Here is an 18,665-nt window from a genome sequence, read left to right as displayed (position 1 = left end):
CGCCGCCAGCGTTCATCCTGAGCCAGGATCAAACTCTCAATTTAAAAGTTTAATCTATACTCATATTACTTATAAAAGAATTGCTGGTTTATGTTAATATCTTCTGTTTAATTTTCAAAGACCATTTCTTTGTCGCCCTCAAGCGACTTTCTCATTTTAACATCACTTTGAAACTTTGTCAACATTTTTTCAAAACTTTTAATTTGTTTTGTTGAGTTGTTTCTGTGTCTCTCAGCGACGAGATTTATCTTACCATGTTAGCTACTATACACTTACTATATATTTCATTAGTTACGACAATTATTCTTAAAATACTCTATTTTTCATTAAAATACTTTATTTTCTTTATATTGATACGCCTGGTTTTGTGTTCTTTATTTTAATTCAACTTAATTCCAAACATTCCATTTTTATAAATCCTATTCCTTGATAATTACTACATTTAGGACATAAATACTATATTTATTTAAGCTTACAATTAAAATTTCACTTAGAAAATTCCATATAAAAAACTAAATATAACTTTTATTTATAGTAAAATCTCAATTTAACTATAAATAAATTTAAATATAAGTTATTTTTTATTTTCAACTTATAACATTAGATTATTAACTATCAATAACTGCCCTTTTAAATTTAAACATAAAAAAAGATATAGGATTTAATAGTTATATATTAAATCCTATATCATAATACTCTATCTAAAATTACTCTATATTTTTTTATATTTATATGATCTTTATAAATAACACTTCTAACTTATATAATGTATAACTTTTTATATTTATATATTATATAACTATTCCTGCTCCAGGTCCTAAAGGTAATTTAAATACATACCAAACCATTAATAAGATTGTCCATCCTATTAACAAGCAAACTGAATATGGAACCATTGTTGATATCATTGTTCCTATTCCAGACTCTTCATCATACTTCTCACTAAATGATACTATTAATGCAAAGTAAGTCATAAGTGGAGATATAATGTTTGTTGTTGAGTCACCTATTCTGTATGCCATTTGAGTCATTTCTGGACTTATATGAACTCCCATAAGCATCGGAACAAATATTGGCGCCATTATAGCCCATTTAGCTGAAGCTGATCCCATGAATAAGTTTATAAATGCTGTTACAAGTATGAATCCTACTAATAAAGGAATACCTTGAATTCCTGTTGCCTTTAAGAAGTCAGCTCCTTTAACTGCTATTACAGTACCTAAATTAGTTTTTCCAAAGTAAGCTACAAATTGAGCTGCAAAGAATACTAATACTATATATGATCCCATTGTAGACATTGTTTTGCCCATTTCACCAACTATATCTTTATCGCTCTTTATTTTTCCTTCACCTATTCCATATCCAACACCTGCTAGTAAGAATACAAATGCGATAGAAACAACTATTGAATTCATAAATGGTGAGCTTAATATTTCTCCTGTTTCAGGATTTCTTAATATACCGTTAGCTGGAACAACTAAAGCTCCTATTAATATAATTCCTACTAAAGCAAATAAACCTGCAAACTTTAATCCTCTTTTTTCTTTTTCATCAAGAGGTTTCATAGCATCTTCATCACCAGCTATTAGTTCACCTCTATATTTTCCTAATCTAGGTTCAACTATTTTCTCAGTAACTAAAGTTCCTATTAAAGTTATTACAACTGTTGAAGCCATTATAAAATACCAGTTTCCTACTGGTGATGCTGAATATGATGGATCAAACATATGAGCACCCTCTGTAGTCATACCTGCTAATAAAGCATCAACAGGTCCTGGAAAAAGATTTGCACTAAATCCACCTGATACACCTGCAAATGCAGCTGCTATACCAGCTAGTGGATGTCTTCCACAACTCATAAATATTACTGCACCTAGTGGTACAAGAACAACGTAGCCTGCGTCAGAAGCTATACTTGACATAACTCCGGCAAATACAACAACCATTGTAACTAAACTCTTTGGAGTCTTTAACACTAATCTTCTTAATGCTGTTCCTATAAGACCAGTTCCTTCTGCAACTCCAACCCCTAACATTGCAACTAAAACTGTTCCTAAAGCTGCAAAGCTTGTAAAATTAGTTATTAATGATTCAAAAATATATCTTATTCCATCTGGAGTTAACAAACTTTGAACCGAAACCGTTATCTCTTTAATTTCATTTGTAGCTCTATCTATTCCTTCATACGTAACAGATACACCCCTTGATGCTAAAACATGAGATAAGATTACTACACCAACACATAATATCACAAATATAGTAGCTGGATGTGGTAATTTATTACCTACTGTTTCTATGAAACCTAAAATTCCGCCTTTTTTCTGATTTACTTCTTTTATAGCTTTCATATCTATATGCCCCCCTTTTATTAATAGTTATTGATTTTTTTGCTTATAAACCCCTAACAACAACTTATTTTTATTATTATTTTAATTTATTATATCATTTATTATTAAAATTTCAATATAATCACATTTATATAACATAATGTTAATATTTTAGTTATATATTTGATAATTTTCTCACTTTATCTTATTAAAGAAAAATAAAAATATTGATTTAGAACGAATTTTATCTTCTTTATATAACCCATTTAAATTTTATCTACAATATATTGATTTCATATTTTTAATAATAAATATGTAGATTATAATATTTTATATAATTTATACTTAAATTTTGCTAATATATTTTTATATAAAACTATTTAGAAAGTATTAGTTATTAAGATAATTAATGTTACAATAAGATTTAGTATTGTATTTATGAGGGAGGGATTATTATAAACTATACAACAACATTTCTATATATAGCATTTATAATTAATGTAATCTTGTCTGTCATAATTGTGGTACTAGAAAGAAAACAACCAGAAAAAACAATAGCGTGGTTACTAATACTAACCCTATTACCTCCAATAGGATTAATACTTTATATATTCTTAGGACGTAACTGGAAAAGACATAAACTTAATGATAGAATTAATCCTAAAATTAATGACTTAATAAGTCCTATTTTAGATGAGTATCCAGAAAAACAATATATTCCTTTAATGGAACTTCTAGCTTTCAACAGTGATTCTCCTATCTTTGTGAATAATGACATAAAGATATATAAGGATGGTGTTGAAAAGTTTAAAGATTTAAAAGAAGAACTTCTTAAGGCTAAGCATCATATTCATCTTGAGTACTATATAGTAAATAGTGATGAAATAGGCACTGAAATTAAAGATATATTAATAAAGAAGGCGCTAGAGGGAGTTAAGGTTAGATTTATTATTGATAAGGTTGGTTCAAGTAGTTTAAAAAGAAGCTACATTAAAGATTTAAAAAAAGCAGGAGTTTCAGTTGTTATGTACTCTTACTTCTTAGCACCTCTTCTTAAAGTAATAAATACTCAAATTAACTATAGAAATCATAGGAAAATAGTTGTTATAGACGGACAAGTCGGTTTTTTAGGTGGTATTAATATAGGAGATGAATATTTAGGTAGAAATAAAAAATTCGGTTATTGGAGAGATACCCACCTAATGATTAAAGGTGATTTTGTTTTAGCACTACAAGCTGTTTTCCTAGATGACTTCATAACCATAGAAAAAGCTAATAATAGTTATACTTTTTATGATAAGGAATTTGATAAATATTTCCCTGAAAATACAGTTGCTAAGGAAAGAGTTTTAATGCAGTTAGTTAAAAGTGGTCCTGATTCAACATTCCCTGCAATAATGCAGAGCATTTTAAAAATGATTATGACTGCACGAGAAAATATTTATATAACTACGCCTTATTTTGTACCACCATCAAGTATAATAGAAGCTCTTAGAATAGCTTCATTAAGCGGAGTTGACATAAAGATTATTTTTCCTGAAAAATCAGATCACTTTATGGTAAATAAAGCATCTAAAAGTTATTTGGCTGAACTTATGGATTGTGGAATTGAAGTTTATTTTTATGATAAAAGTTCTTTCATACATTCTAAAACAATGACAATAGATGGGAAAATATGCACTTTAGGAACAGCTAATATGGATATACGTAGTTTTGAGCTTAATTATGAAATAAATACTGTTATATACGATAAGGAAATAACATGTAGATTAGATGCTCTGTTTTTTGAAGATTTACTTAAATCTAGACATTTTAAAATTGAAGAATATGAAAAATCAACTAAGTTTGACAAGTTTATAGAGGGGGTTACTAGAATTTTCTCAGCATTATTATAAAAAATTATTAATTATTAAAGAAAAAAGTTTCTTTATAGAGAAAAACTATAAAGAAACTTTTTATATTTAAAAGATATATTTTAGGATTTTTTCATTTTAAGCTTTATTAGAGAAAATTTTACTTTTTAAAGCAACTAATAAACTTCCAAAAATTCCTCCTGATGTATCTATAAGAACATCTTTAAACTGTCCACTTCTTCCTTCTACAAATAATTGATGGAATTCATCGCTACAAGCATATCCAAAAACTATAATTAAAGAATATATATATGCTTTCTTTCTAGTTATATATAATCTTAAAAGATTAAAAGCTAAGAAATAAAGTATCATATATTCAGTAAAGTGTGCTCCCTTTCTTATAATAAATGTTGATAATTCACCAAAACGACTATTTAAGTCCATTCCAAACATATCAAGTAAAATAACTATAAAATTACTTTGTTTAGAAGAAACCTCTCCTGGCTGACTAGACATAAAAAATATAAAAGCCATCCAGAATATAATTAAACTCCATGCAATTATTCTTTTTCTTTTATTATCCATAGCATCTCCTCTTCTCCTTTTGTATAAATTAAATTTAAAGGATGCTATGATTTATTTCAAGTTTATATTATATTAGGTTTACTTAAAACCATAGGACAGTATTCAAGACCTACTATTTTCTCATCATCTCTTATTACTGCTGCTTTATCTGTTATTATTTTATCTAAATGAGCATTTTCACCTATAACAGTTTCTTGCATTATAATACAATTTTTAATAACTGCCTCTGGTCCTACATAAACTCTTCTTCCAATTATACAGTTTTCTATTTTTCCCTCAATATAAGAACCATTTGCTATTATTGAATTAGTTACTTTACTATTTTTAGTATAATGGGTTGGCCCTTCATCTCTAGATTTAGTATATATAGGATTATTATCTATAAATAATTCCTTATAAACCTTCTCATCTAATAAATCCATGTTAGCTTTATAATAAGATTTTAATGAGTTAACACAACTTAAATAACCTTTAAATTCAAACCCACTAACTTTCAGTTCATCTAAGGATTCACTTACATAGCTCTTAAACTTTCTATGTGAACCTCGTCTTATACATTCATATATTATTTCTATTAGAAGATCTGTTCTTAATATATACATTTCCATGCTTATATTACTTTCCTCTTCTCTTCCTAAATTTTTTCCTATACTTTTTATAAATCCACTTTCATCAAAATTTAAAACATCACAATCAATAAAATTAGAATCTGCATCTTTAACTTTTTTATATATTACTGTAACATCATTATCATTTTTTTTGTGATATTCTAAAGCTTCTTTCAAATTTATATTACAAATCATGTATGATGGTGATATAATCACGTATTCCCTTCTACTTTTGGTTAAAAAACCTAAATTCTCATAAAGATTAGTTATATCGTCGTAATATGGATCTCTTTCACCAAAATTAAATACTCTTAATCCATCTCTTTTTCTGTGTAAATCCCATGGCCTTCCATTAGTTAAATGATCTACTAATGAACGAGATTTATTTTTGCTTAAAATACCTAAAGATTCTATTCCTGCATTAGTCATATTAGAAAGTATAAAATCAATTATTCTATATCGTCCAGCAATAGGAACTGATGCTAAAGGTCTATTTTTGACTAACTCTCCCATTCTACTTTCATTCTCATCTAAATTTATTATCCCTATACAATTATTCATTAACCATTCCCCCTCTCATATACCTTTACTTACTTTACCATAGCACATTCTTCCATTATTTCTTTATTTCCTATAACAACCTCTTTTGATGCTATAACTGAAATTTTATCTCCATCCCCTATTTTGCAGCCCTTACCTACAATAGATTCACTACCTATAATAGCTTTTTCTATTATAACGTCATCATCAATCCTTGTATTAGGCATTATTACTGCATCTTTAATTACGGCTCCCTTTCCTACATAAACACCTTGGAATAAAACTGAATTTTCCACCTTACCATGAACTATACATCCTTCAACTGTTAATGAAGACTTTATTTCTGCATCTTTTCCAATAAATTGAGCTGGTCTAACAGGATTAGCTGAATAAATTTTCCATTCACTATCATAAAGACTTAACTCATCTTCATGCCTTAATAGATCCATATTAGCTTCCCATAAACTTTCTATAGTTCCAACATCCTTCCAATAGCCCTTAAATGGATAAGCTATCAGTCTTTTACCTGCATGTAACATTTTAGGAATTATGTTTTTTCCAAAGTCATTACTTGAATTTTGGTCTAATTCATCCTCTTCTAAAAATTTCTTTAAAACTTTCCAGTTAAAAATATATATTCCCATTGAAGCATTTGTACTCTTTGGATGTTCTGGTTTTTCCTCAAATTCATATATTGATAAATCATCATTTGTATTCATTATTCCAAATCTACTTGCCTCATGCATAGGAACATTTATTACTGCTATAGTAGCATCAGCTTCCTTCTGTTTATGCATTTCTAGCATTTTATCATAATCCATTTTATAAATATGATCTCCTGATAAGATAAGCACATACTCTGGATCATATCTTTCTATGAATTCAATATTTTGATAAATTGCATTAGCAGTACCCTTATACCAATCTCCACCTTTTTCTTTTTGATATGGAGGCAATATGCTCACCCCTCCATCTCTTCTGTCTAAATCCCATGTATCACCAATACCAATATGTTCATTTAATTTTAAAGGCTTGTACTGTGTTAAAACTCCAACAGTATAAATTCCTGAATTAGAACAGTTGCTTAAAGGAAAGTCTATTATTCTATATTTCCCTCCAAAAGGAACTGCTGGTTTTGCTAAATTTTTAGTTAAAACGCCTAATCTGGAGCCCTGACCTCCAGCTAATATCATTGCAACTATCTCTTTCTTTGACATAAGCTACCCCCCAATATATACCCTATATACCATTTAATGGATATTTAAATTATAACATACTTTTACTTTAACTTTAATAGTTAAATAAAGTTAATTTATAATAAATTTAATATTAAAAATTTATTATTTTAAATTAATTAAATAATTTTAAGAAATAATTCTAATTCCTATAAAATTTTATTAAATTTTTTAATAACAAAGAGTACTAGAAATCTCTCTTCTTTCTAGTACTCAAACAAAATCTTAATTAAATAAAATTTCTCTTTAATTTAAACACTCATAAGAAAATATTAATGTCAAAAATATTATATTTTAGAATAATAAATTATTTTTCTAATAATTTATTTAGTTTCTGATAAAAATTGATTTATATATGCCATAGATTGCTCTATCAATACTTGACCACTTCCTAAACTCTCAACTTCTCTCTCAAGATTGCTTATTCTTTGCTCAACTCTATAAACCATGTCCTTTATATCATTTAAAATTTTAGATTCATAAGATACTTGATTCCCATCAGCATCAATAAAAATATTTTCTGGTGGATTACCACAAACCATGCACTTTGCATATATATTATTACTCTCAGTATCTTTAAAAACCTTAAAAGTATCATTGTTACAGCTTGAGCAATTAGATAACATCAAAAGTGAATTATTCTCAGTTTCATATTTATACTCACTATTACACTCCTTACATACAACACTCATTTCACCATCATGACTATTTATATAAAAAGCATTTCCATTGCATCCCTCTCTTTGGCATACTATTGTTCTTATCATATTATCCACCTCCATATATGGATTAATATGATTTTTTCACTTAGAAAATGCATCTAATTAGTTAAAATTTTATAACTTTCCCCTTCTATATCTAAAGTAATACTACCATCACTATAAAATTCCTCATTAGAAAATCTATCCTTATAACTTCTATTTTCCCCCTTTAAGGTTATTACTTTACTATAATTGCTTCTATTCACTATAATTATCATTTCTTTTTCTTTATAAGCTCTCTTAAAAGCAATGATATCCTCTGGTGTATCTTTAAAAATATAAAAATCTCCCTTTCTTAGAACCTCTTCATTTTTTCTAAAGTTCCCGAAAAAGCTATAATAACTTAATATTCCCTTATTTTCTCGCCCCCAAGGATAGGTCTTTCGATTTTCAGGATCCTTATTTCCTAAAAGTCCAGCCTCATCGCCATAATAAATTAGAGGAACTCCAGGTAAGGTCATTTGAAGGCATAGAGCTAATTTTAACTTATTTAAATTTTCTTTTAATACTGTAAATATTCTTTCTGTATCATGGTTACCTAAAAGATTCATGTTTGCATAAAAATTTTCTCTTGGATAATTTTCTTTTATGCTCATTATAACTTTATAAAAATCCTTTGAACTTATTTCTTCATTAAAAAAATTAGAAATTATATCTCTATAAGGATAATTTGTTACAGAATCTAATTCATTTCCTAATAAATATTTTCTTCTTTTTGAATAGCTAACCTTATTTGAAGCATCTTCCCAAACTTCTCCTATAAGCACACTATCTTCTTTTTCACTTTTCATCCTTTCCTTAATCATTTGTATGAATTCATCTGGTAGTTCATCTGCTACATCTAGCCTCCATCCACTTGCGCCTAATCTAAGCCACTTTGCTATTATTGAATTTTCGCTATTAACTATATAATCTGAATATGTCTTTTCTAATTCCTCTACATTAGGTTGATTTTCAAAACCCCACCAACATTCATAACTATTAGGATAATCATAAAACCTATACCACTTATAATATTTAGAGTATTTAGATTCATAGGCTCCAAGCTCTCCATAGTTTCCGTATTTATTAAAGTACCTACTATCTGATCCTGTATGACTAAAAACACCATCTAATATTATCCTTATACCTTTTTCCTCAGCTTTTTGGCACAATTCCTTAAAATCACTGTTAGTTCCATACATCTTATCTATATTTTCATAATCTCCAGTATCATATTTATGACAACTAACAGCATCAAAGATTGGATTCATGTATATAATATTTACACCTAGTGATTTTATATAGTCTAATTTTTTAATTACGCCTCTTAAATTACCTCCATAAAAATCCCATCGCTTAATATTTCCATTATTATCTCTTATATACATTGGCTCATCATACCAATTACCATATATAAAGCTATTTTTCTTTTTATTAAATATCGCGCTATCCTTATTCCCATTAAAAAATCTATCCACAAATATTTGATAAATAATACCTTCTTTATACCAACTAGGAATTTTATTATTTTCATAAACTGTTATTTGATAATAATTAGGAAAATCATAATATATCTTTCCCTTTCCCCCTAAACACTCATCATTATTTCCATAATATTGAGTAAATCCATCCTTAATGTATTTAAAGTAATAATTTATTACTCCTAAGGAGTTTGTAGTGTCTATTATTCCTTTATAAATTATGCATTCATTTCTTCGCTCTTCAATTGTCATAGGTATTGAATATCTACTTCCATCAAACTTTATTACCTCTATAAAAACTTCTCCACAATCTTTGCATTCTAATCTTAAACTTACCTTAGAACCTACAGAAACAGCTCCAAAAGGTTCCCTATAAAAGGTATCTTGAGAATCATGATAAATATAAGCTTTTCCCATAGCAATACCCCTTTCTTACTTAATAAAACAAAGCACTTATATTAATATATATTATTAATATAAGTGCTTTATGGATTATACTTTATTATAAAATTCTATAAGTTTTTGTATATGACTTTTGAACCCCATATTCCTGTAGCATACTCAGCTATTGTTCTATCTGAAGAAAATATACCTGAATGTGCTATATTTACTCCACATTTTCTTTGCCAATCTTTATTATTTCTATAAAGTAAGTCTACCTTATCCTGAGCTTTCAAATATGAATCAAAATCCTTTAATACAAAAAACTCATCATTATAGGTCAATAAATTATCATATACACTTCTAAACTTATCTCTATCACTAGAGTAAACTCCATTTATTAAATCATCTGTAACTCTAATTAACCTATTATCATTATTTCTTACATCCCAAGCTGAATATCCACCTCTAGAGTAATAATCAAGAACTTGATTTTCTGTTAACCCAAAAATAACAATATTTTCATCCCCAACTTCATCTCTTATTTCTATATTAGCTCCATCTAAGGTTGCTATTGTAACAGCACCATTCATCATAAACTTCATATTAGAAGTACCTGAAGCTTCCTTAGTTGTAGTTGAGATTTGCTCACTTAAGTCTGTAGCTGGAATTATCTTTTCTGCAAGAGAAACTCTATAATTTTCTAAGAAAACTACTTTTATTTTATCATTAATTCTCTTATCATTATTTATTCTCTTTGCAACAGCATTTATTAATTCAATAGTATTTTTAGCTAAATAGTATGCAGGTGCAGCTTTACCTGCAAATATAAAGGTTCTTGGAGCTATATCTAAATTTGGATTTTCTAATAACCTATTATAAAGCTCCATTATTCTTAAACAATTTAAAGTCTGACGTTTATATGCATGTATTCTTTTAACTTGCACATCAAAAATTGAATTTGGATCAACTTTAATTCCCTGATTATCAAAAATTACCTTAGCTAAATTTTCTTTATTTTTCCTTTTTATTTCTCCTAATCTTTTCAAAACATACTCATCATCAATGTATTTCTCAAAGTTCTCCATATCTGTAGGATGTTTTATAAAGCTGTCTCCTATTGTTTCTTTTAAAAGATTAGTAAGTTCAGGATTGCTTTTTAGAAGCCATCTTCTATGTGCTATTCCATTGGTTTTATTATTAAATTTACTTGGATAAAGATAATAAAAATCACTCATCTCTTTTTTCTTAAGTATTTCTGTATGCAATTTTGCCACACCATTTACACTATGGCTACCTACTATTGCAAGATTAGCCATTCTAACAAAGCCATCTCCTATTATAGCCATCTTAGAAATCTTGTCCCATTGACCAATATACTTATGCCAAAGTTCAGCACAGTATCTTTCATTCATCTCTTCAACTATCATATATATCCTAGGAAGAAGCTCCTTAAACATATTTATTGGCCATTTCTCTAAAGCTTCAGATAAAATAGTATGATTTGTATATGATATTGTGTTTGTAGTTATTCTCATGGCAGTTTCCCATGAAAGCCCCTCTTCATCTAATAAAATTCTCATAAGTTCTGGTATTGCCAAAGTTGGATGAGTATCATTTATATGAATAGCAATATATTCATCAAACTCTTCTATTTTTCCACCATTTTTCTTATAGTGTCTAACTATACTTTGTAGTCCTGCTGATACAAAGAAATATTGTTGTTTTAATCTAAGAAGTTTCCCTTCATACATTGAGTCATCTGGATATAAAACCTGTGATATGGCTTCAATAGAATTTCTATATTCTATTGCCTTTAGATATTGGCCTCTGTTGAAATAACAAAAATCAAATTCATTATCTACTGGTTCTGCACTCCATAACCTTAAATTATTTACCACATTATTTTCATATCCAACAATAGGCGTATCATAAGGAACTGCTAAAATTGGCTCATAATTTACATGGGTAAAAGTTAACCTACCATTTATGTCTTCACACTTAATATTTCCGCCAAACTTAACTATTTCTGCTTTATCTGTTTTTTTAACTTCCCATACATTTCCGTTCTTAAGCCAACTATCTGGTGTTTCTACCTGTGATCCATCAATTATTTTTTGATTGAAAAATCCATATTTATATCTTATTCCACATCCATGTCCAGCTATATTTAAAGAAGCCATTGAATCTAGGAAACAAGCTGCTAATCTACCTAATCCTCCATTACCTAACCCCTGATCACTTTCAATCTCTTCTAATTCTTCTAGATTAATATTTAATTCCTTTAAAGCTTCCCGACATGTTTCTCTTATACCTAAGTTTAATAAAGCATCTCCTAAAAGTCTTCCTAATAAAAACTCCATAGAAAAATAATAAACTTGTTTTTGTTTTGAATCCTCATATTTCTTTTTAGTATTTATCCAATCCTCTGCAATATAATCTCTAACTAAGCTTCCAAGTGTCTCATACTTATGAAAGTTTTGTCCTTCCTCAAGTTCTATACCATGAAGTTCTAAGAACTTTTTTTTATAATCTCTCTTAAAACTTTCCTTATTTATAGATAGCATCTACTCGCCTCCTACAAACTTGATTAAAACTACTTGATTAATTCTTCATATAACTCCTTATATTTTTCTGCTGACTTATTCCAACTATTATCAGAATCCATAGCTTGGATAATTAATGACTTCCAAATCTCTTTATTATCATATGTCTCTAAAGCTAATTCAATAACATACATTAAGTCATTATGATTATAATTTGTGAAACTAAATCCATTTCCTATTCCATTATATTTATTATAAGGATGAATTGTGTCCTTTAATCCACCAGTTTCTCTGACTATTGGAATAGTGCCATATCTTAATGCTATAAGTTGTCCTAATCCACAAGGTTCAAATAATGATGGCATTAAGAACATATCTGAAGCTGCATATATTCTATGAGCTAATCCATTATCAAACTTTATATTAGCAGATACTTTAGTTGGATAAAGCTCTTGTAATCCTCTAAAGTGGTTTTCATAATTATAATCACCTGTTCCTAATATGACCAACTGAACATTTCTTTGAAGCAATCTATGTGCTATATTTACTATTAAGTCACATCCTTTTTGATTTGTAAGTCTAGATACAATGCTTATCATAGGTATATCTGAATTTATAGGTAAACCTAATTCTTTTTGAAGAGCTAATTTATTTAATGCTTTATCCTCTAGAGTTTCTACTGAGAAATTTTTAGCTATTAAACTATCCTTACTAGGATTAAATTCATCATAATCTATACCATTTACTATTCCTTTCAGTGCATACCCTCTTTCTCTTAATAAGCCATCTAAATTTTCTCCAAAGTAAGGAGTTTGAATTTCCTTGGCATAAGTTTCACTTACAGTTAAAATCCTATCACTATAATTTATAGCTCCCTTCATAAAACTCATTCCACCATAAAACTCTAAACTGCCATTTATTATTGGTTCATAATCATATCCAAAAAGTTCTGGTAAAATATCTGCTGAAAAATTCCCTTGAAATAATAGATTATGAATTGAAGTCACTGTCTTAATATCCTTATAAAAAGGATCTTTAGAATACTCTAATTTATGAAGGACTGGTATCATTCCTGTTTGCCAATCATTACAATGAATTATATCTGGACACCAATCAACCTCTTTTAATGTTTCTAAAACAGCTCTATCAAAGAAAGCAAATCTCTCTCCATCATCACCTTCGCCATATAAACCATCCCTATGGAAATAGAACTCACTATCTAATAAATAATATATAACTTCATCATATTCACACTCATATATTCCACAATATTGATTTCTCCAGCCAACAGAAACCATAAACCATTTTTTAAAGTTAAGCTTTTCTAAAAGTTCTCCTTTTATAGCACTATATTTAGGCAAAATTACTCTTGCATCTATTCCCTTTCTTCTAAGCTCCTTAGGCAATGCTCCCATTACATCACCTAGTCCACCAGTTTTTATAAATGGATTTGCCTCTGATGTTGCAAATAAAACTCTTATCACTTTAAAACCCTCCAAAATAAAATATCTTCCCTCTTATTTTTTATTAAACATATTTATCTCCTTTTACCATTTTTTCTTCCGTTTTATTTTTTTCAATTATTCTCTCAAAAACAGATACTGCCATTGGTGGAACCTTTATAGTTAAATTATATGGCTGATTATGGCACCAACCTTCTTTTGAGAATAAATTCTCTCTAATAACTTGACCAGAACCACCATACTTTTCTTTATCAGTATTGAAAATTTCTCTATAAACTCCTTCCTCTGGAACTCCTATATTAAAATCATAATAAACCATTGGAGTAAAATTGCATACAAATATTTTATAATTTTCTTTATTTTTACTTTTCCTTATAAAAATATATATGCTTTGTTCATTATTATCAGCATCAATCCATTGAAATCCCTCCTGGTCGTAATCCAATTCCCAAAGCTCAGGAGTATTTTTATAAAAATTATTTAAGTCTTTAAAAAAGTTATGAGTTTTTCTATGCATTTCAAACTTATCAATTAACTTCCACTCAAGTTCTTCATATTCTCTCCATTCTATGAACTGCCCAAATTCGCATCCCATAAACATAAGTTTTTTCCCTGGATGACCATACATATATGCCATATATGCTCTTAAATTAGAAAACTTATTCCAATAATCTCCGTACATTTTATCTATAAGAGATTTTTTTCCATGAACAACTTCATCATGAGATATAGGTAATATAAACTTTTCTGAATGATGATACATCATAGGAAAAGTTAATTTATTATGATGATACTTTCTATATATAGGATCTAACTCATTATATTCTAGAGTATCATTCATCCATCCCATATTCCATTTAAAATCAAATCCTAAACCACCATATTCAACAGCATTAGTCACATTAGGCCAAGATGTTGATTCTTCTGCAATTGTAATTACCCCTTTGCTATAAATTTTTATAGCATTATTAAGCTCTTTTATAAATTGAATAGCTTCTAAATTTTCATTTCCTCCATATATATTAGGAACCCATTCTCCATGATTTCTTCCATAATTCAAATAAAGCATATTAGAAACAGCATCAACCCTTAAGCCATCTATATGAAATTCATTTATCCAATAAAAAGCATTAGAAATTAAGAAACTTTTTACTTCTGGTTTTCCTAAATCAAAATTAAAAGTTCCCCATCCTTTATTATTAGCCTTCCAATTTTCCTCATATTCATAAGTTGGTGTACCATCAAACATATATAATCCTTGTATATCCTTGCAAAAATGACCTGGTACCCAATCTAAAATAACTCCTATATCCTCCTTATGAAGAGCATTTATTAACCTTTTTAACCCCCTAATATCTCCATATCTACTTGTTACTGAATAATATCCTGTAACTTGATATCCCCAAGAGGCATCTAATGGATGCTCATTTAATGGCATAAATTCAACATGAGTATATCCCATCTTCTTAACATACTTAGGTAGAATTATACTCAATTCGTCATAAGATAAAAACTCCTCATCTTCTTTCCTTTTCCATGATCCTAAATGTAATTCATATATATTAATAGGACTTTCAAAATAATTAGTTTCTTCCCTTTTATTCAACCACTTTTTATCCGTCCATCTTATTTTAGTCTTTTCACATAAAATAGAAGCAGTATTAGGTCTTACCTCTGAATAAACGCCATAAGGATCAGCCTTTAATACGGATTTTCCATCTTCTTGTTCAATATGATACTTATACTTAATTCCCTCTTTTAACCTAGGTATAAATATACTCCAAAGCCCTGTTTCATTTATTCTCTCAAGCTTATTTTTTTCTTTTAGCTCCCAGTTTGAAAAATCTCCAACTAAAAATATATTCTTTGCTCTTGGAGCCCATACAGTAAACCTTACCCCTCGTTTTCTATTTTCACTAGTAAAATGAGCTCCCATAAAATTATAAGCATTATAATTTCGCCCTTCATGAAATAAATATAAATCATCTTCATTAAAAACTTTATTTTTTAATTCTATTTTATATTTTTCTTTTTTTTTCGATCCAACAGACTTTATCTCTAATTTCTTATCTTTTAATTCTACTATAGTCACCATAAATCCCCTTTCCCTTTGTAATATCTAAATATAAAAAATATTATTATTTATAAAACTCCTAAAATAATTATTTAATCAAATTATTTTTAAATATATATTTTCAAGAATAAACCTATTAATATATTAAATGTATTTTTTTACCAAAACAATATTTAAAAATTTCGTATCATTAAATAAATTTTATATAATAAAATAATATTTTTCTTACATGTTAAAAGTTTATCTGAGAACACTTCCTTTTTATTAAACAAAAAAAGCTATGAAAGAGTAATTTCTCTTTCATAGCTACTGAATATCAATTATTTGATTTAATTCTCATAATTTCTTCTTCTAATTTTTTTATAAGATTGTCAATCTCTTTTGTATCTTTATTGGCTAAAATGAAATTTCTTTTTTTAAGTTTTAATTCAACTAATTCCTCTTCTAAAGCTTCTACTTTTGCCATCCCAATACACTCCCCACGCAAATTTCTGTACCATAAATAATATAACCCCAATTTCAAAACTTATATTTATTATATAATAAATTAACTAATATTACATAACAAATTTGTTAAATATCAAAATTCAATTTATCGGAAGTGTTTTTTTATGCTCATATAACCATAAATAGGAACTCCTAGTAATATTAAAATAAACCCATACATTACTATTTCAGCTCCTGAAGCATATATGGCCCAAATTGCAAAAGCAAAACCTATTAAACATCTTATTATTAAACGTAAATGTCTTTTAAAAGTAGGTTTTTTATCCTCTTTAACCATAAGTATTATTTCTGCAATAGTTGAAATCGCATATATTGGTAAGTAACTTAAAGTAGCTAATACAACTATAAAGCTATATGCTCCTGCTAATCCCTTAGTAAAGTTCATTAAGAATATAATATTGATAAATATACTACCTATTATTAATGCTACATATGGTGTATTATACTTAGGATGTACTTTAGCAAATACACTAGGGAAAATTCCGTCCTCTCCAGCAGCATATCCTACTCTAGCAGTTGATAATAACCATCCCATAGCTGTTCCTAAAATACTAATAGCTATCGCTATATTTAAGAAGTTTAAGCTCTTTAAATTTAAGACTTTAACTATTATATCAGAAATAGGAGCAGTACTTGAAGCTAATTCACTTTGACTCATAGCTCCCATAGCTACAACACTTATTAATATATATAAAACAGTACTAATTAACATACCAAGTATAGTACTTCTCTTAACATTCTTTTCAGGATCTTTTATTTCTCCTCCTGCTACAGATGCAGTTTCTAAGCCCATAAATGCCCATAAAGTTAAGGAAGCTGCCACAGGAACAGTTGAAATACCTTTCCCTTGAGGAAATATTGGTGTTAAGTTTGACGGATCAAAGTAAATTAATCCAACAACTATGAAGAATATAAATAATAAAACTTTAAAAACAGTTATTACCGAAGTTACCCTGCCCGCTAACTTTGTTCCTCTTATATTTATATATGTGCAAATCCATAAAATAGATGAACAGAATAAGAATCCTGTTATTGGTGAATTAGTTAAACCTGTTATAACTTCACCTAAGTAAGTAGTAATAACTATAAAAATAGTTGCGTTTCCAATCCAAGATCCGTTCCAGTAAAGCCATGCAGTCATAAATCCCATAAAGTTTCCGTAAGCTAATCTAGAATACTCATAAGTTCCTCCTGTCTTAGGAATCTTTGAACCTAAGTTAGCAAATGTTAATGCTAATACCAAAGAACCTAATCCTGTTAATAGCCACGCCATTATAGTAGAACCAGGACCAGATACACCTGCTAAACTAGCTGGAAGCATAAATATCCCAGATCCCATCATGTTACCAACAACCAAAGCTGTAGCAGTAAACAATCCTATTTCCTTTTTTAATTTAGGTTTTCCCATTTTTAATCCTCCTAAAAGCGAATAAATCCAAAACATTAATTTTCACTATATAAAAATTAGTTTGTACTATCTCAATAATTTTATATAGTATATATAACCCCAATTAAAATTTTTAAATCCCTTACTTTGCTCATTGTAATATAAGTTCTACATAAATTAACATAAATAGAACTTTAATTATTTAAAGAAACTCTAATAAAAATAACTCTATAACTTTAAATCGCTAAAGTTTAAAAATTACTTTAATAAGTATAATTTAAAGCATATATAAATACTACTCATAGAATATTATCTTACTACTTTATTTTGAACTTATTACTAGCCCTTAGATTCTCTTAATATAAAACTTATAACAATAATCAAAATTTAACTTTCATAAATAATTATAAATAAAAATATTTATATTTTCTATAAAATATAAATATTTATGCATCATTTTTTTGTAAAAATACTTTAAACTCAATTTACATATATTTACTTAATTATTACGCAAATATATTTTGAATTTAATTAAATCTTTTATTTTTATCCCATACTATTAGTTTTTTAAACCCGTAATATTAATCCATAAGAAAAATTAGAGTCATTTTAAAAAAATGACTCTAAAATTACAACAATATTTTAAGGTTTTGCTAAATAAGCACTATGAAATTTAATTATAAATAGTAATTACATTGATCCTAAATATACTATTATTAATATCTTAGATAGAAAAATCTCTTATTTACAAAATAAAAAAGCTATGAACAAAGTTCATAGCTTTAATGGTGGAGGTAAGGAGATTCGAACTCCTGACCCCCTGCGTGCAAGGCAGGTGCTCTCCCAACTGAGCTATACCCCCAAAAATGGTGGACCTTCAGGGACTCGAACCCCGGACCTACCGGTTATGAGCCGGTTGCTCTAACCAACTGAGC

Annotated in this window: 12 protein-coding genes and 1 tRNA gene; 1 reads left to right on the top strand and 12 read right to left on the bottom strand. The window is 28.1% G+C overall.

Going from position 1 to position 18,665, the window contains the following annotated elements; all coding sequences use genetic code 11:
* Positions 1-791: 791 nt before the first annotated feature.
* Complete coding sequence (locus tag ACYUCG_RS14785; RefSeq protein WP_060794515.1) at positions 792-2,348, bottom strand: AbgT family transporter; 1,557 nt, start codon at positions 2,346-2,348, stop codon at positions 792-794.
* Between the two features lie 431 nt (positions 2,349-2,779).
* Between ACYUCG_RS14785 and cls the strand changes: the two genes are divergently transcribed.
* The gene (gene cls / locus ACYUCG_RS14780; RefSeq protein ID WP_240298950.1) at positions 2,780-4,222 is read left to right on the top strand and encodes a cardiolipin synthase; all 1,443 of its coding nucleotides are present in this window, start codon (positions 2,780-2,782) and stop codon (positions 4,220-4,222) included.
* A gap of 96 nt (positions 4,223-4,318) precedes the next feature.
* Here cls and ACYUCG_RS14775 read toward each other — a convergent pair whose 3' ends face one another.
* The 11 genes from ACYUCG_RS14775 to ACYUCG_RS14725 form a co-directional block, all read right to left on the bottom strand.
* Complete coding sequence (locus tag ACYUCG_RS14775; RefSeq protein ID WP_060794513.1) at positions 4,319-4,765, bottom strand: VanZ family protein; 447 nt, start codon at positions 4,763-4,765, stop codon at positions 4,319-4,321.
* 62 nt (positions 4,766-4,827) lie between these two features.
* A complete protein-coding gene (gene glgD, locus ACYUCG_RS14770; RefSeq protein ID WP_060794512.1) occupies positions 4,828-5,934 on the bottom strand; it encodes a glucose-1-phosphate adenylyltransferase subunit GlgD in 1,107 nt (368 codons plus the stop codon).
* 29 nt (positions 5,935-5,963) lie between these two features.
* Complete coding sequence (locus ACYUCG_RS14765) at positions 5,964-7,130, bottom strand: glucose-1-phosphate adenylyltransferase (protein WP_415319978.1); 1,167 nt, start codon at positions 7,128-7,130, stop codon at positions 5,964-5,966.
* Between the two features lie 341 nt (positions 7,131-7,471).
* Positions 7,472-7,915, bottom strand: a complete 444-nt coding sequence (locus ACYUCG_RS14760; RefSeq protein ID WP_283682075.1) for a hypothetical protein — start codon at positions 7,913-7,915, stop codon at positions 7,472-7,474.
* A 53-nt stretch (positions 7,916-7,968) separates the two neighbouring features.
* Complete coding sequence (locus ACYUCG_RS14755) at positions 7,969-9,789, bottom strand: glycoside hydrolase family 13 protein (protein WP_460268800.1); 1,821 nt, start codon at positions 9,787-9,789, stop codon at positions 7,969-7,971.
* 95 nt (positions 9,790-9,884) lie between these two features.
* A complete protein-coding gene (locus tag ACYUCG_RS14750) occupies positions 9,885-12,320 on the bottom strand; it encodes a glycogen/starch/alpha-glucan phosphorylase (RefSeq protein WP_460268799.1) in 2,436 nt (811 codons plus the stop codon).
* A gap of 29 nt (positions 12,321-12,349) precedes the next feature.
* A complete protein-coding gene (glgA, locus tag ACYUCG_RS14745; RefSeq protein ID WP_460268802.1) occupies positions 12,350-13,780 on the bottom strand; it encodes a glycogen synthase GlgA in 1,431 nt (476 codons plus the stop codon).
* Positions 13,781-13,826: 46 nt separating this feature from the next.
* Positions 13,827-15,854 (bottom strand): 1,4-alpha-glucan branching protein GlgB, encoded by a 2,028-nt coding sequence (gene glgB / locus ACYUCG_RS14740; RefSeq protein WP_460268801.1) that lies wholly within the window; start codon positions 15,852-15,854, stop codon positions 13,827-13,829.
* 298 nt (positions 15,855-16,152) lie between these two features.
* Positions 16,153-16,302 carry a hypothetical protein gene (locus ACYUCG_RS14735; RefSeq protein WP_164813353.1) on the bottom strand — a complete coding sequence of 50 codons (150 nt, stop codon included), beginning with the start codon at positions 16,300-16,302 and terminating at the stop codon, positions 16,153-16,155.
* A 126-nt stretch (positions 16,303-16,428) separates the two neighbouring features.
* Entirely contained in the window at positions 16,429-17,751 is a 1,323-nt protein-coding gene (locus ACYUCG_RS14730) for an APC family permease (RefSeq protein ID WP_460268798.1), read from the bottom strand.
* 765 nt (positions 17,752-18,516) lie between these two features.
* A tRNA-Ala gene (locus tag ACYUCG_RS14725) sits at positions 18,517-18,592 on the bottom strand.
* Between the last annotated feature and the right edge of the window lie 73 nt (positions 18,593-18,665).

It is taken from the genome of Clostridium sp. CTA-17 (genome assembly GCF_054767895.1).
This window is presented reverse-complemented; position numbering and strand designations above follow the sequence as displayed.

Coding starts and splice junctions, on each gene's coding strand:
- ACYUCG_RS14785 (WP_060794515.1), bottom strand. CDS start 2,348: ATGAAAGCTATAAAAGAAGTAAATCAGAAAAAAGGCGGAATTTTAGGT.
- ACYUCG_RS14775 (WP_060794513.1), bottom strand. CDS start 4,765: ATGGATAATAAAAGAAAAAGAATAATTGCATGGAGTTTAATTATATTC.
- glgD (WP_060794512.1), bottom strand. CDS start 5,934: ATGAATAATTGTATAGGGATAATAAATTTAGATGAGAATGAAAGTAGA.
- ACYUCG_RS14765 (WP_415319978.1), bottom strand. CDS start 7,130: ATGTCAAAGAAAGAGATAGTTGCAATGATATTAGCTGGAGGTCAGGGC.
- ACYUCG_RS14760 (WP_283682075.1), bottom strand. CDS start 7,915: ATGATAAGAACAATAGTATGCCAAAGAGAGGGATGCAATGGAAATGCT.
- ACYUCG_RS14755 (WP_460268800.1), bottom strand. CDS start 9,789: ATGGGAAAAGCTTATATTTATCATGATTCTCAAGATACCTTTTATAGG.
- ACYUCG_RS14750 (WP_460268799.1), bottom strand. CDS start 12,320: ATGCTATCTATAAATAAGGAAAGTTTTAAGAGAGATTATAAAAAAAAG.
- ACYUCG_RS14735 (WP_164813353.1), bottom strand. CDS start 16,302: ATGGCAAAAGTAGAAGCTTTAGAAGAGGAATTAGTTGAATTAAAACTT.
- ACYUCG_RS14730 (WP_460268798.1), bottom strand. CDS start 17,751: ATGGGAAAACCTAAATTAAAAAAGGAAATAGGATTGTTTACTGCTACA.